The sequence below is a fragment of the Rhodococcus sp. WB9 genome (assembly GCF_007558985.1).
Classification (GTDB): Bacteria; Actinomycetota; Actinomycetes; order Mycobacteriales; family Mycobacteriaceae; genus Rhodococcus_F; species Rhodococcus_F opacus.
Genome location: NZ_CP041769.1, coordinates 1,877,320 through 1,892,579, shown reverse-complemented (window position 1 = coordinate 1,892,579; position 15,260 = coordinate 1,877,320). Strand labels below are relative to the sequence as shown.

General features: G+C 67.9%; 13 protein-coding genes. 9 read left to right on the top strand and 4 right to left on the bottom strand.

The window, feature by feature from the left end; translation table 11 throughout:
* Positions 1–24: 24 nt before the first annotated feature.
* Together FND50_RS08780 and FND50_RS08775 are read left to right on the top strand one after the other, a co-directional pair.
* Positions 25–1,185, top strand: coding sequence for an alkaline phosphatase family protein (locus FND50_RS08780; protein ID WP_144285471.1), 1,161 nt, complete (start codon positions 25–27; stop codon positions 1,183–1,185).
* 73 nt (positions 1,186–1,258) lie between these two features.
* Positions 1,259–2,020, top strand: coding sequence for an HNH endonuclease family protein (locus FND50_RS08775; protein WP_144285470.1), 762 nt, complete (start codon positions 1,259–1,261; stop codon positions 2,018–2,020).
* On the opposite strand, the gene FND50_RS08770 is transcribed toward FND50_RS08775, so the two are convergent.
* Together FND50_RS08770 and FND50_RS08765 are read right to left on the bottom strand one after the other, a co-directional pair.
* Positions 2,021–2,644, bottom strand: coding sequence for a DUF3060 domain-containing protein (locus FND50_RS08770; protein ID WP_007299181.1), 624 nt, complete (start codon positions 2,642–2,644; stop codon positions 2,021–2,023).
* A gap of 34 nt (positions 2,645–2,678) precedes the next feature.
* Complete coding sequence (locus tag FND50_RS08765) at positions 2,679–3,698, bottom strand: beta-ketoacyl-ACP synthase III (RefSeq protein WP_005574998.1); 1,020 nt, start codon at positions 3,696–3,698, stop codon at positions 2,679–2,681.
* A gap of 285 nt (positions 3,699–3,983) precedes the next feature.
* Between FND50_RS08765 and FND50_RS08760 the strand changes: the two genes are divergently transcribed.
* From FND50_RS08760 to FND50_RS08745, 5 genes are all read left to right on the top strand, one after another.
* Positions 3,984–5,099, top strand: a complete 1,116-nt coding sequence (locus tag FND50_RS08760; RefSeq protein ID WP_025431974.1) for a DUF4185 domain-containing protein — start codon at positions 3,984–3,986, stop codon at positions 5,097–5,099.
* Between the two features lie 21 nt (positions 5,100–5,120).
* Complete coding sequence (locus tag FND50_RS08755; protein WP_005575002.1) at positions 5,121–5,744, top strand: bifunctional 2-polyprenyl-6-hydroxyphenol methylase/3-demethylubiquinol 3-O-methyltransferase UbiG; 624 nt, start codon at positions 5,121–5,123, stop codon at positions 5,742–5,744.
* Between the two features lie 82 nt (positions 5,745–5,826).
* On the top strand, positions 5,827–7,662 hold the full coding sequence (locus FND50_RS08750) for an acyl-CoA dehydrogenase (protein WP_005575004.1): 1,836 nt from the start codon (positions 5,827–5,829) through the stop codon (positions 7,660–7,662).
* 230 nt (positions 7,663–7,892) lie between these two features.
* Positions 7,893–8,045, top strand: coding sequence for a hypothetical protein (locus tag FND50_RS36710; RefSeq protein ID WP_260850945.1), 153 nt, complete (start codon positions 7,893–7,895; stop codon positions 8,043–8,045).
* Positions 8,046–8,088: 43 nt separating this feature from the next.
* Positions 8,089–8,874, top strand: coding sequence for a hypothetical protein (locus FND50_RS08745; RefSeq protein WP_260850944.1), 786 nt, complete (start codon positions 8,089–8,091; stop codon positions 8,872–8,874).
* A 72-nt stretch (positions 8,875–8,946) separates the two neighbouring features.
* Here FND50_RS08745 and FND50_RS08740 read toward each other — a convergent pair whose 3' ends face one another.
* Both FND50_RS08740 and FND50_RS08735 read right to left on the bottom strand, forming a co-directional pair.
* Entirely contained in the window at positions 8,947–11,220 is a 2,274-nt protein-coding gene (locus FND50_RS08740) for a VanW family protein (RefSeq protein WP_144285469.1), read from the bottom strand.
* Between the two features lie 330 nt (positions 11,221–11,550).
* Entirely contained in the window at positions 11,551–12,885 is a 1,335-nt protein-coding gene (locus FND50_RS08735) for an acetyl-CoA C-acetyltransferase (protein ID WP_144285468.1), read from the bottom strand.
* 130 nt (positions 12,886–13,015) lie between these two features.
* Between FND50_RS08735 and FND50_RS08730 the strand changes: the two genes are divergently transcribed.
* Together FND50_RS08730 and FND50_RS08725 are read left to right on the top strand one after the other, a co-directional pair.
* Complete coding sequence (locus tag FND50_RS08730) at positions 13,016–14,362, top strand: 3-oxoacyl-ACP reductase (RefSeq protein ID WP_144285467.1); 1,347 nt, start codon at positions 13,016–13,018, stop codon at positions 14,360–14,362.
* Positions 14,362–15,225 carry a MaoC/PaaZ C-terminal domain-containing protein gene (locus FND50_RS08725; RefSeq protein WP_005258534.1) on the top strand — a complete coding sequence of 288 codons (864 nt, stop codon included), beginning with the start codon at positions 14,362–14,364 and terminating at the stop codon, positions 15,223–15,225. Before FND50_RS08730 ends, FND50_RS08725 begins: the two co-directional genes overlap by 1 nt.
* Positions 15,226–15,260 lie beyond the last annotated feature (35 nt).

The following is a 15,260-nucleotide window of genomic DNA, read 5'->3' as shown; positions in this document are numbered from 1 at the left end:
AGCCGATCCACCATAGTGGAAGTCATGACCGTTACGGCGCCCCCGCTCGACGTCTATTCGCAGCCGACACTATCTGCCCTGATGCCGTCCGTCCTCGCCGCACTCGGCGTTGCCGGCGAACCCAACCGGCTGCACCTGCCGGACAGCAGGCACACCGTGGTGTTCTTGATCGACGGCCTCGGCTGGACATTGCTGCGTCGCCACCGCGACCACGCCCCGTACCTCGACAGCCTGACCGGACGGCCGCTCCGGGCGGGCTTCCCCACCACGACCGCCACCAGCATCGCGTCGTTCGGCACGGGGTTGCCGTCCGGCGGTCACGGCATCACCGGCTACCAGTCATACGTTCGTGAGGTCCGCGGCACGCTCAACTGGCTGTCGTGGCGCGCGGGCCACAAGGGCGATGAACTCACCCGCCTGGTGCCCGAGGTCGTCCAGCCCGCACCGACCGTGTTCGAACGCGCCGCGGCAGCCGGCATCACGTGCACGACCGTAGTTCCCGCGAAGTTCGACGGGTCCGGGCTCACCCGCGCCGTCCTCCGCGGCGGCACGTTCACAGGAATACACGCGTACGGTGACCTGATCGCGCACGTCGTCACCGCCGCCCGGGGAGGCGAACGGACCCTCACCTACTGCTACCTCAGCGAAATCGACACGCTCGGGCACATTTACGGACCGGGATCCGAATCCTGGCTGCACCAGGTCGCCCTCGTCGACCGGCTCGTCGAGAAGCTCGCCGCGGGACTCGCGGCGGCACAACCCGACACCACTCTGTACGTCACCGCCGACCACGGCATGGTCACCGTCGACGACGCCGACAAAATCGACTTCGATGCCACTCCCGCCCTGTCGGACGACGTGGTGGCGCTCGCCGGCGAACCCCGGTGCAGGCACGTCCACACCCGAGCCGGAGCCGGGCACGACGTCGCCGCCCGGTGGCGGAACGAACTGGGACACCGCATGTGGATCGGCACACGAGACGAGGCCGTCACCGCGGGACTGTTCGGGCCGGCCGTGCGATCCGAAGTCCAGGGCCGCATCGGCGACGTCGTCGCCATCGCCCAGGGCGGCGTCGCGGTGGTCCGGCGCAAGGCGGAGTCGAGGCTGTCCGCCCTCCCCGGGCAACACGGCGCCCTCACCGACGACGAGTTGCTGATTCCCCTGCTGCAAGGCGCCGCCACGTAACCCGGGCCGATCACCGGCCCGTGGGGCCACTCCTGATAGAAATGACGAACAGCGTTGATTTCAGGAGAGATTCATGCCCCGCTCTGCGGTACCGAACACCGGCTCCATCATCACGACCATCCGCACCAAGTGGTCCTGGATCCTCGCCGGGCTGCTCGTCGTCGTACTCGTCACGATGCTCTCGCCCGACCCCGACGACACCCTCGCCGCCGGAACCGGACCGGTCGCGCCCTCGGAAGTCACTGACGCACAACAGATACAGATGGCGTTCGCCCAGCTGTCCACCCTCGAGGTGAAGGGCCGGGCACCCAAGACGGGATACGACCGGGAACTGTTCGGTGCCAGCTGGACCGACAACGTGTCGGTCGACCTCGGGCGCAACGGCTGCGACACCCGCAACGACATCCTGCGGCGCGACCTGGTCGACATCACCTCACGGGACCGCACCCGCAACTGCGTTGTGCAGTCGGGCACGTTGCGGGATCTCTACACGGGCACCATCATTGCGTTCACCCGAGGCACGAAGACGTCGGACGCCGTGCAGATCGATCACGTGGTGGCACTGTCGGACGCGTGGCAGAAGGGCGCTCAGCTCCTCGACGCGCAGACGCGGGCGAACCTTGCGAACGATCCGCGCAATCTGCAGGCGGTGGACGGGCCCACCAATCAGCGCAAGAGCGACGCCGACGCGTCGACGTGGCTGCCCCCACTGGCGGCGTACCGCTGCACCTATGTGGCGCGGCAGGTGGAAGTGAAAGTGGCGTACCGGCTCTGGGTGACGCCGCCCGAGCGCGATGCGATGGCCGCGGTGCTCACCGGCTGCGGCGCCCGGTGATCACGCTCCGGGTGGGGTGAGCCGATTCTCCGAGCCCGTGTCGACCGACGGGGTCGTCGCGCCGGAATCCCAGTCGACGGAGTTGTTGGACCCGGTCAGTTCGAGGGAGTCGAGGGACACGGCGCGCACGAAATTGTCGTTGCCACTCACCGTCATCGCACCGGAGTCGTCCACGTTCACGGAGTTCCCGCTTCCGCTGACCGAGATTCGCTCCGCCTGTTTGCCGAGCACGGTCACGGCGTTGCCCTGCAGTTCGATCGACTCGACCACGTCGATGGTGGAGCTGTTGCTGCGCCCCGCGATGGTGAGCGTTCCGGTCTGCCCTCCGACGACGTTGGTGTCCTGACCGCGCACGATGACCGCGTTCGACGTGGCGACGTTCGCCGACACGCCGTTGGCCTCGATGGTGACGATGCCGCACTCGCCGTCGAGGACGACCCCGGCACCGTCCCGGTTGACGATCACGTCGCGGCCCGCGCAGTCACCGCCCGAATTCAGTTCCACCGCAGAGCCGGACACCGTCGAGGTACTGCCGCCGCCGGTGCTCCCGCCGCCGCAGCCCGCGAGGGCCACGGCGCCGGACATCAGCACGGCGACGGCGATCGACTGCCGGGTGACGCTCATCGACCCCTGCTTTCCTGTCCCCTCCGGGGCCGGGTCAGTCCTTCGCGAGTACCGGCATCGTCACGACCTGGGCCGCGTAGGACAGCCCGGCACCGAAGGCGAGCAGCAGGGCGGTATCGCCGGGCTTGGTGGCGCCGGACTGCAGCATCTCCTCCATGGCGAGCGGCACCGATGCCGCCGACGTGTTGCCGCTCTCGGCGATGTCGTCGGACACGGGCACGTTCTCGGGGAGCTTCATGCTGCGCGCGATCACCTCCGTGATCCGCGAGTTGGCCTGGTGCGGCACGAACGCGTCGAGGTCGTCGACCGACATGCCGGCCTTCTCGACCGCCCGCAGTGCCACCTTGCCCATCTCGAAGGCGGCCCAGCGGAACACCGCGGTACCCGCCATCTTGATGTACGGGCGCGTGGCACCCGGCGTCGTGATGTATTCGTACCAATCGAGATCCTGCACGATGGCGTCGGCCTGGGCGCCGTCCGAACCCCACTCCACCGGTCCGATGCCCGCGACGTCGCTCTTGCCCACGACCACGGCCCCGGCGCCGTCACCGAAGATGAACCGCGTCGAGCGGTCGGTGGGGTCGGTGGTGATGCTCATCTTCTCGACACCCACGACGAGGGCGTAGTCGACGGATCCTCCGCGAACCAGGTCCGACGCCACGGTCAGCGCGGTGCAGAAGCCCGCGCAGCCCCCGCCGAGATCGAACGCTCCGGGCCCGTTGGTGCCCAGGGCGTCGGCCACCACCGCCGCGGCGGGCGGCGTCAGCAGGAGGTACGTCGACGTGGCGACGATGACGCAGCCGATCTGCTCGGGATCGATCCCGCTCGCTTCGATCGCCTTACGCCCGGCTTCGATGGACATCGTGACGACGTTCTCGTCCTCCGCCGCGAACCGCCGGTTGCGGATTCCCGAGCGCGACTGGATCCACTCGTCGTTCGAGTCGATCAGTTCACAGATCTCGTCGTTGGTGACGACCCGTTCGGGCCGGTACACGCCGAGCCCGAGAAGGGCGGACTGCCGACCTCCAGCCACGGTGGCAATCTGCTTTCCCATCGATCGATCTCCTCATCAGGTCCCGCGTGGTTACGCGCAGTGTGGACTTGTCGCCAGCACACGTTACGTCGGCGACCGCCCAGCGGGTAGCACCGGTTCCTGTTACTCGTCGGTAATATCGATTCGGTGGGGGCGCCGACGAAACGAACACGGCGGTCAAACCGACACTTTCGGAAGAACAGACTTGTTAGACTTCTGGCGATTTCCAGCAGTTGATCACCGGTAGGGGGAGTGGTCTCTTCGGGCCACGCAGTGCCGCCTGCTGCTAGAGATGGAGTGTCCTTCGTGAAGCGAACCAGAGCTCTTGCAGCAGCGTCACTCGTCGGCGCGGCCGTGACGTTGATCGCATTCGCCGGCCCGGCCGCCGCGAATCCCAACGCCATCAATCCGATCCCCGGACTCAACGGCACCAACGGGATTCCGCACCTCACCGGACGCACCCAGGCGGTCGCACAGCAGACCGGAATGCTCAGTCCGAACCGCACCCAGGACGCCAACGTCCTCGGCACCGACCTCGGCATCATGTGGGACAACGGCCAGGGCCAGGTCCTCACGGCGTTCGGCGACTCCGCCGGGCTCGGGCTGCCCAACCTGCTGTCGGGCAGCCTGTGGGCCTGGCGCAGCAGCACGCTGTTCCGCAGCTCGGACGGCATCCTCTCCGACGGGATGAACTTCGACAGCTCACCGCGCGACATCTTCGGCCAATCCAAGGAGCTCGTCCCGAGCCCGAAGATCCCGTTCGTCGAGATCAGCCGAATCCCCACCGCCGGCGTCGCCGTCGGCAACACCCAGGTTCTGAGCATGATGTCGGTGAAGAACTGGGGACCGGCGGGAACGTGGGACACCAACTACTCCGGTCTCGTCTACTCACAGGACAACGGCGAGAACTGGACCGTCGCCCCCGAGACGCAGCGCCCGAACGTCGGCGGCAACGCCAACTTCCAGATGAGCGCATTCGTCAAGGCCGACGGCTTCGTCTACCAATACGGCACGCCTGCCGGCCGCGGCGGACTCGTCCACATCGCGCGGGTCCCGGAACCCCAGATCATGGACCTCGGCGCGTACGAGTACTTCGACGGCGCCAAGTGGATCAAGGGCAACCCCGACGTCGCCAAGCCGATCATGCCGGGCGGAGTCGGCGAATTGTCCGTCGCGTACAACGAGTACCTCGGCCAATACCTCATGCTGACCACCGACCAGTACAACTCCGTGGTCATGCGCCGATCACCGTCGGTCACCGGACCGTGGGGCCCACCGGAGGTGCTCGTCGACACCCGGGAGCTGCCCACCGCGTACGGCGCCTACATCCACCCGTGGTCGTCGGGGCGCGACCTCTACTTCCTCACGACGGTGCACAACAACTACAACGTGCTCCTCATGCGGACCACACTCACTCCGTAGCCCGCGTACTAGCGTCGGGGCATGGATGCAGCTGCCTGGGACGAACGGTATTCACAGAGCGACCTGGTGTGGGGCGCGCCACCCAACGCCGTAGTGGTCGAGCGGGTCACCTCGCTCCCCCGCGGCCGCGCGCTCGACCTCGCGTGCGGGGAAGGCCGCAACGCGCACTGGCTCGCCACCCGCGGCTGGGAGGTGACGGGGCTCGACTACTCTGCCGTGGCCGTCGACAAGGCCCGCCGGGTGGCCGCCGAAGCACCCCGCTCGGTCCGCGAACGGCTCGACTACCGCGTCGCCGACGTCACCGATGCAGACCTCGGCGGCGAGTACGACCTCGTCCTCATGATCTACCTCCATCTCGCCCCCGAGGAGCGTCTGCAGGTTGTGAACCGCGCCATATCTGCGCTGAAACCTGATGGAATCCTCATGATTTTGGGGCATGACGCCGTTAACTTGTCACAGGGAGTCGGGGGTCCCCAAGACGCTGAAATTCTGTACACGCCAGATGATTTGGTGAACTCGTTCGGCGGGCGGCTCGTCGTCGACGTCGCCGAACGGCGATTCCGCGAGACGGACGCCGGAACGGCGATCGACGCGCTCGTCGTCGCGCACCACCCGAGTCTTGGCAGTCAGGTAAATCGGGCGTAATATCGCTGATGTTACCGACGAGTAATAACTTGGGCGGTACTAACGGATAGACCGCACCATCTCACTGGGAGAGACAGAAGACATGGGCCATTACAAGAGCAACGTCCGCGACCTGGAGTTCAACCTCTTCGAGGTACTCGGTCTCGAGCAGCCGCTGAGTGAAGGCGTGTGGGGCGATCTCGACGCCGACACCGTCCGCAACATGCTCAGCGAAGTTGCCCGCCTCGCCGAGGGACCGCTCGGCGAGTCCTTCGCCGATGCCGACCGCAACCCTCCGGTCTTCGACCCCGAGAACCACACCGTCACACTGCCGGAATCCTTCAAGAAGTCTTTCCGCGCACTGTGGGACGCCGAGTGGTACCGCATGGGACTTTCCGAGGAAATCGGCGGCGTCCCCGTCCCCCGGTCCGTCGTGTGGGCCATCGGTGAGCTGATCCTCGGCTCCCAGCCGGCCGCGCACATGTACCAGGCCGGACCCGCATTCGCGGACGTGCTGTTCCACAACGGCACCGAAGAGCAGAAGAAGTGGGCCGCCACCGTCGTCGAGCGCGGCTGGGGTGCCACCATGGTCCTCACCGAGCCCGACGCCGGCTCCGACGTCGGCGCAGGCCGCACCAAGGCCATCAAGCAGGACGACGGCTCCTGGCACATCGAGGGCGTCAAGCGGTTCATCACGTCCGCCGACTCCGACGACTTGTTCGAGAACATCTTCCACCTGGTCCTGGCCCGCCCCGAGGGCGCAGGCCCCGGCACCAAGGGACTGTCGCTGTTCTTCGTCCCGAAGACGCACTTCAACTTCGAGACCAACGAATTGGGCGAGCGCAACGGCGTCTTCGTCACCAACGTCGAGCACAAGATGGGCCTGAAGGTCTCCGCCACGTGCGAGGTCACCTTCGGCGGCCACGGCATTCCCGCCCAGGGCTGGCTCGTCGGCGAGGTCCACAACGGCATCGCGCAGATGTTCGACGTCATCGAGCACGCCCGGATGATGGTCGGCACCAAGGCCATCGCCACCCTCTCCACCGGCTACCTCAACGCCCTCGACTACGCGAAGGAACGCGTCCAGGGCGCAGACCTCACGCAGATGACGGACAAGGCCGCACCGCGCGTCACCATCACGCACCACCCCGACGTCCGTCGCGCCCTCGCCATGCAGAAGGCGTACGCGGAGGGCCTGCGCGCCGTGTACCTGTACACCGCGGCGCACCAGGACGAGGCCACCGCCAAGCTGGTGTCCGGTGCCGACAAGGACCTCGCGTTCCGCGTCAACGACCTGCTGCTCCCCATCGTCAAGGGCGTCGGCTCCGAGCGGGCCTACCAGTACCTGACGGAGAGCCTGCAGACCTTCGGTGGCTCCGGCTTCCTGCAGGACTACCCGATCGAGCAGTACATCCGCGACGCCAAGATCGACTCGCTGTACGAGGGCACCACTGCTATCCAGGCGCAGGACTTCTTCTTCCGCAAGATCGCCCGCGACCGCGGTGTGGCACTCGCCCACGTCGCAGGCGAGGTCAAGAAGTTCATCGACAGCGAGGCAGGCAACGGTCGCCTCAAGGCCGAGCGCGCCCTGCTCGCCACCGCCCTCGAGGACGTCCAGACCATGGCCGCCACCCTCACCGGGTACCTCATGGGTGCGCAGGAGCAGCCGTCCGAGCTGTACAAGGTCGGCCTCGGTTCGGTCCGCTTCCTGATGTCCGTCGGCGACCTGCTCATCGGCTGGCAGCTCCTGCGCCAGTCCGAGATCGCGATCAAGGCCCTCGACGAGGGTGCCTCCGACAAGGACAAGGCGTTCTACGAGGGCAAGGTCGCCATCGCGTCCTTCTTCGCGAAGAACGTCCTGCCGGAACTGACCGCCACCCGCAGCATCGTCGCCAACATCGACAACGACATCATGGAGCTCGACGAAGCAGCGTTCTGATCGGGTTCACACGGCCCGGCGGCCGGGTTTCTTCCCTGGCCGCCGGGCTTTTTTCGTGTCCCGACCGGCCGACCTCGGGCACTCTTTCCCGGTCGACGCACCCCCTTTCAGCCCCCACAGGCAGTGCGCGAGCCGAGAAAGAGTGCAGGAGTTGTCCACAAGCTCCAGTTCATCCACAGCAGGCTCCTTCGGACCGGATTCTTCCGGTGGCTCCGGCGAGAATCGTTCCCATGGAACACGGCCCGGGGGCGATGCTACGACGCCAGGAGGCGTTGGGCCGCGGCTACAGCGACGACGAGATCCGACGCCTGTACACGTGGCGAGTGGCGGCGCATCGGGCGCGGCGCGTACCTCTCCGCGTCGATGTACTCGGCGCTGAGTGAGGAGGAACGTCATCGCGTCCTGATCGACTCGACAGTTCACGCCGTGTCGGACGACGCGGTGCTCAGTCACCAATCCGCGGACGTCGTGTACGGGCTGCCACTGTGGAAGACGGCCCTCGACCGCGTGCACATCACCAGAAATCGACGCGGGGGTGGCCGGATCAAACGGCGGATCACGGTGCACTGCGCCCCGATCGGAGAGCACGTGACGGTGGTCGACGGGCACTCGCTGACTCTCCCGGCGCGGACCGTGATCGACCTCGCGAGAACTCTGCCGTTCGAGCAGGCCGTCGTGGTGGGAGACGCGGCCGTCCGCAGATTCGGCGTCAGCCGAGAGGATCTGGACGCCGAACTCGCCCGCGCTGCGCGTCGCCACGGCGTCGATGCAGCGCGGAGGGTCGTCCGGTTGCTGAGCGGGCACAGCGAAAGCGTCGGTGAATCTCGAAGCCGGGTGATGTTGTCGAGTGCCGGCCTGCCCGTCCCGTCCCAGCAAGGCGAGGTGTTCGAACCCGGCGGGCGCCGGATCGGCCGCGTCGACTTCCACTTCCACGGCATCGTGCTCGGGGAGTTCGACGGACGCGTCAAGTACGGCCGGTTGCTGAAACCCGGGCAATCCCCCGGCGACGCGGTGTTCGCCGAGAAGCAGCGCGAGGACGCCCTGCGCGACCTCGGCTTCCAGGTGGTGCGGTGGACCTGGGACGATCTCGAGTCCCCGGGGCAGGTGGCGGAGCGTGTCCGCCGCGCGATCGCGCGTGCCGCGACGCCACGAGGCTGGGTCACGCAGGCCCCGCTCCCGTCCGCCCAGCGGCTTACGGTGCGGTCGCTGTAGCCGCACCCTTTCTCGGTTCGCGCTCTCCTTTTCGGGCTCGAAAAGCGGTGCGCGAACCGAGAAGTAGTGCGTCTACTCGCCGTCGTTCGGCTTCGGCTTCGGGGTGGTGGGGTTCGGGCTTTCCGCCGGGGCGGACGGGGCCGGCGAGGCGGCGGGGGTGCGCTCCTCGGGTTTGGGTGCGGGGGCGGGGGCCTCGCACTTGACGATCGGGACGGGGTCGTACCGGACGGTCCTGGTGTTCCGGGAGATTTCCTGGCCGGTGGCGTGGTCGGAGATCACCCGGGTGTCGCTGGCGGTGAATCCCGGTGCGCCGCTGGAGGCGATGCAGTGATCGCCGGCGGGCAGGGTGACCGTGTCGGGCTCCGTCGGCTTGGTCCGGTTGCCGGTGATCGACTCGACGTCGACCGACTTGGTTCCCCAGAACCGGATGGTCAGATCCGAGGCGCCGCCGATGGCCTGGATCATCACACCCGTTTTGGCGGTGTTGCGGAACTGCAGGTCGATGGCGCCTTCGAAGACGGTGGCCTCGCGCGCCTCGGGGTAACGCGAGATGTAGTACGAGTGCTCTGTGTGCGCGACGTCCTCCATGCCGGCGAAGTACGCGGCGTTGTAGAGCGTCGTCGCCACCTGGCTCACGCCGCCACCGACGGCGGTGTCCGGGCGACCGTTGTTGATGATGCCCGACTCCACGTAGCCCTGAGCCGTGCCGCGCGGGCCGGTGTACCCGTTGAGGGAGAACGTGTCGCCCGGCTTGATCAGCGCCCCGTTGATCTCACTGGCGGCGAGCCGGATGTTGGTACCCGACGCGGCAGAGAAGCCGCCGGTCGTGAACTCGCCGATCACTTCCTTCACGCCGAGCGCCTGCGCGGCCTCCGTGGTGAGGGCGGGCGGGACGGGTCCGTACACCGCGGCGGTGGTGTGAGAACCGTTGCCGCGCAACAACTCGGGCAATGTCTCCAGCGTCTTGGGCCACTGCACCAGGTCGCCGACGACCGCGGGGACGACGGTGGGTGATCCGCCGTCGAGCGTGATCGTCGCGTCCTTCGGTGCGATCTCCGTCGAGACCAGCTGCGGCGCCAGGATGCCGGTGGCAGCCTCGATGTTGTAGGTGGGCTTCAGCCCGCCGTTGCCGTCCGGTTCGAAGCCGACGATGGCACCGATCTGCTGACGCGCCGCGGTCGCGACCTTGCCGTCGCGTCCGGTCACCACCAGATCGGCGGAGGCAGCGGGCGCCGCCACCTCGTCGAGCGCCCTCTGGACGCCTTCCTTCGTCACCGTCACGGACACGACGTCGACGGGCAGGTCCACCGTCCGGCCGAACGCCCATTCCTCGGTCAACGCCGCCTCGGCGCCCTCACCGTTCAGGTTCTGCCCGGTCGACGGGTCGACCGGAACCGGGGTAGGCCCCTCGAACACGACGGTCCCCTCGCGGGACGCGCGATCGGTCTCACTGCGGAGGCCGTCGACGGCGGAGGCCAGCGCGGCCTCGTCGCGGGTCGACACCACACCGATCTCGTCGGTGGTGAAGAACGACGTGAGCCTCGTGAACGGGTTGAGTGGCTGCGAATCGGCCCTGTCGAGGGTGGCCTCCCAGTCGACCCCGAGCCCGGCGGCGGACGGAACGAGTTGCGTCGACACGTCGCCGGCCGTCACCGTCAGCGGTTGGTCGGCGCGCGGGCCGACCTCCGCCTGCAGAATGGCCTCGGCCTCCTCGCGGGACGAACCGCCCACGTCGACGCCTGCCACCGTCACCCCGCGCGGGACCTTCCCGGAGGACACCGCGAGGTCCGCGGCGTACGCGATGCCGATCAGGGCGATCACACCGCCGGTGATTGCTGCGATCTTCACCCAGGGCGCGCGGGCCGGGGTGGTCGGTTCTGCGGAGGGCTCGGCGGGCGCGGAAGGTTCCGGTGCCGGCTGCGGTGGGACCTGCGCCGCGGCGGCGGGCGCCACCACGGTCGGCTCGTCGGCCGGTGTGGTGTACGCCGGCGTCGGCATGGGAACGGGACCCGGCGGAATCGCGGGGATCACCTGAGTGACGTCCTCGTTCGCCGGCGGCTCAACCCACAACGGCGCGTCGGGAGCCTGCTCCTCGGCGCGTTCCCCCAGTTCACCGAGGTCCAGCTGCGTCGTCGGGGCGTCGTCGGCACTCGGCTGTTCCGCCGAATCCTCGGGAGCCGGAGCGTCCTCGGGAGCCGGAGCGTTTTCGGGTTCCGAGATCTCGTCCGGTTCCGGAGCGGGCGGGTCGGCCACATTCTCGGGTTCGACACTCTCGGGCGCCGCGGAAGGGTCCGGCGTCGACCGTTCGGGTGCCGTGCTCCCCTTGTCGCCGTCTTCGTCGTTCACCGTGGCCCTCTCACCGAGTTGTCCTTCGTGCGGGCCTCAGCTTGCCGTCGGTGCTCGTTGCATTTCAAGCGCGATCCGATCCGAGCGAGGCCCGGTCGAGACCCCCACGTCAGCGTACCGGCCGCCGGAAATGCAAGAGCCCCGCGCTGCTGCCAGGTCGGGGGTCAGGCAGCAACACGGGGCTGACAGGGATATCGCCAGCTAATCTCCAGCGTTACACCTGTCGGAAAAGATTTCGGGGATCCGGCCACCCCTCGTTGCCGGATCCCCGCTCGCACTGCGCGCACGCTGGCCTTTCCGGTCTCCCAGCTACCGGAAAGGCCAGTCGGATCACGCCTCTATGATTGCCGTCACACCCTGGCCGCCGGCGGCGCAAATCGAGATCAGGCCGCGGCCCGAGCCCTTCTCCGCCAGCATCTTGGCGAGCGAGGCGACGATGCGGCCGCCGGTCGCGGCGAACGGGTGCCCCGCCGCCAGCGAGGACCCGTTGACGTTCAGCTTGCTGCGGTCGATGGACCCCAGTGCGCCGTCGAGGCCCAGGCGTTCCTTGCAGTACTCGTCCGATTCGAACGCCTGCAGCGTCGCCAGCACGACGGACGCGAACGCCTCGTGGATCTCGTAGTAGTCGAAATCCTGCAGGGTGAGGCCGTTGCGGGCCAGCAGGCGCGGGATGGCGTACGTCGGCGCCATCAGGAGCCCGTCCTTGCCGTGGATGTAGTCGACGGCCGCGGTCTCGGAGTCGACGAGATGCGCGAGCACCGGAAGCTTGCGCTCGGCGGCCCATTCGTCGGTGGACAACAGAACCGCTGACGCGCCGTCGGTGAGCGGGGTGGAGTTACCCGCCGTCATCGTGGCGTCGCCCGCCCTCACCCCGAAGACCGGCTTCAGCTTGGCCAGCTTCTCGGCGCTGGAGTCGGGCCGCAGGTTGTCGTCGCGAGTGAGCCCGAGGAACGGCGTCACCAGGTCGTCGAAGAATCCGCGGTCGAAGGCGGCGGCCATGTTCTGGTGGCTGGCGGCGGCGAGTGCGTCCTGGTCCTCGCGGCGGACGCCGAATTCCTTGGCCGTGATGGCGGCATGCTCGCCCATGGACAGCCCGGTGCGGGGCTCGCCGTTCCGGGGGATCTCGATGCCGAGCATGGACGGGCGGACGTTGCCGAGGAGCTTGATGCGGTCGCCGGTGCTCTTCGCCCGGTTCAGCGACAGCAGGAACTCGCGGAGTTCGTCGTTGACGCCGATCGGCGCGTCCGACGTGGTGTCGACGCCGCCACCGACACCCGCATCGATGCGTCCGGCCGCGATCGCGTCACCGACGGCGACGATCGACTGCAGTCCGGTGCCGCAGGCCTGCTGCAGGTCGAAGGCCGGCGTGTACGGGCTGAGGGCGCTGCCGAGGACGCATTCGCGCATCAGGTTGAAGTCGCGGCTGTGCTTGAGCACGGCGCCGCCTGCGACGAGGCCCAGCTTCTCGCCCTGGAGGTTGAAGCGGCTCACCAGTCCGTCGAGGGTGGCGGTGAACATGTCCTGGTTGGACGCCTGCGCGTACTTCCGGTCGGAGCGGGCGAACGGAATGCGGTTTCCGCCGACGATCGCGACGGGACGCTGCTGCTTTCCGCCTGGCTTCGGCGCCGCTGCGGAGTTCGAATTGGTGCGAGCTTTGCTGGTCACTGACGTCTCCAAGGATCTGGTGCGATTACCTGTTGGCTACTATTCTTACTCAGGAGTAAGTTACTTGTCGACACCGCACTTCACTCGGTGCTCGGTGACTGACCGCCAAACGACGACAGAAGGTAGGACCGTGGCAGCCAGCAAGGGAGCTCCCGACCTCTATTCCCAGTTCCTCTCATCCGCACCCGGCGCGTTCATTGCCGCGAAAGCAGGACTGCCGCGACCCGAGAACCTGCGCCGATACAAGCACGGCGAACCGCCGCTCGCCGGTCCGGTCCTGATCGGCGGCAAGGGCCGCCTCGTCGAACCGCTGCGCGAACTGCTGTCCGACTACCCCGCCGCGGGAACGGGCGACGACACGTACGGCGCTTTGGTGTTCGACGCCACAGGCATCGGTTCGGTCACCGAGCTCGAGCAGCTGTTCGAGTTCTTCCAGCCGGTCGTCCGCAACCTCGCGCCATCCGCGCGCGTCGTCGTCATCGGCACCACCCCCGAGGAGACGTCCGGCGTCGACGAGCACATCGCCCAGCGCGCGCTCGAGGGCTTCACCCGCAGCGTCGGCAAGGAGGTCAAGCGCGGCGCCACGGCTCAGCTCGTCTACGTCTCGCCGAAGGCTTCCGCAGGATTGTCGGGTCTCGAATCCACGCTTCGTTTCCTGCTGTCGGCCAAGTCCGCGTTCGTCAGCGGCCAGGTCATCCGGGTCGGCGCCGAGGATTCCGTCGCACCCGCCGACTGGGACAAGCCGCTCGACGGGAAGGTCGCCATCGTCACCGGTGCGGCCCGCGGCATCGGCGCGACCATCGCCGAGGTCCTCTCCCGCGACGGCGCACACGTCATCTGCGCCGACATCCCGGCCGCCGGTGAGGCACTGTCGGAGACCGCCAACAAGGTCGGCGGCACCTCCCTCGCCCTGGACGTGACCGCGGACGACGCGGCAGACAAGCTCGCCGAGTTCGTCCTCGAACGGCACGGCGGCGCGGACATCATCGTCCACAACGCCGGCATCACCCGCGACAAGACCCTCGCCAACATGGACGAGGGTCGCTGGAACATGGTGATCGGCGTCAACCTTCTTGCGCCGCAGCGCATCACCGACGTCCTCGTCGCCAAGGGGGCACTGAAGGAAGGCGGCCGCGTCATCGACGTCTCCTCCATCGCCGGTATCGCGGGCAACCGGGGCCAGACCAACTACGGCACGTCCAAGGCCGGTGTCATCGGACTCGTGCAGGCTTCGGCGCCGGTACTGGCGACGAAGAAGATCACGATCAACGCCGTCGCACCGGGCTTCATCGAGACGGCGATGACCGCGGCGATCCCGTTCGCCACCCGCGAGGCCGGACGTCGCATGAGCTCCCTGCTGCAGGGCGGCGAGACCGTCGACGTCGCCGAGACCGTCGCCTACTTCGCGAGCCCCGCGTCCAACGCCGTCACCGGACAGATCGTCCGCGTCTGCGGCCAGAGCCTGCTGGGCGCCTGATGTCCGGCAAGGTCGTGCAACTCACGGAGAAGCCGGGCACGCTCGACATCTACGCCCGGGCCGTGCGCAGTGCGCTGCCAGTCATCGGCGCGAGCGGGCACAGTGCCCCGGACACGACGCTGGTCCTGAACGGCGTCCGCGTGGACCCCGACAACCTGGCGGCGTACGACCGGGTGACCGGTCTGCGTTTCGGCGACCACCTGCCGCTCACGTACCCGTTCACGCTGGTGTTCCCGGTCGTGATGAAGCTGATGGTGTCCGAAGGCTTCCCCTTCCCCGCCATCGGTTCCGTGCACGCGGAGAACGTCATCGAACAGTTCCGGCCCATCTCGGTGATCGAGCCCCTGGACGTGTCGGTGCACGCGGAGAATCTGCGTGAGCACCGCAAGGGACTCCTGATCGACGTGATCAGCGAGATCCGGGTCGGACGCGAACTGGTGTGGAAGCAGACGTCGACGTTCCTGCGTCAGCAGAAGACGTCGCTGTCCGGTCAGCCCGGTCCCGAGCCGAAGGCCGAGGAGGAGCCGCCGCGTCCGCTGCGGACGCTGCGGGTCGATCAGAAGACGATCGGCAAATACGCCGCGGTGTCCGGTGACCGGAACCCGATTCACGTGTCGACGTTGGGCGCCAAGGCTTTCGGATTCCCGAAGACCATCGCGCACGGCATGTGGAGCGCGGCCGCCGTCCTCGGGTCGGTGGAGGGCCGGATCCCGGACGCCGTCACCTACAGCGTGCGCTTCGGCAAGCCGATCCTGCTGCCGTCCACGCTGAACGTGTACGCCGATCAGACCGGCGACGGCTGGGATCTGTCGATCAAGCACCCGAAGAAGGGATACCCGCACCTCACCGCGACGCTGCGCTGACGGGGACGAACGGGACGTTCGTTCGATCTGATCGA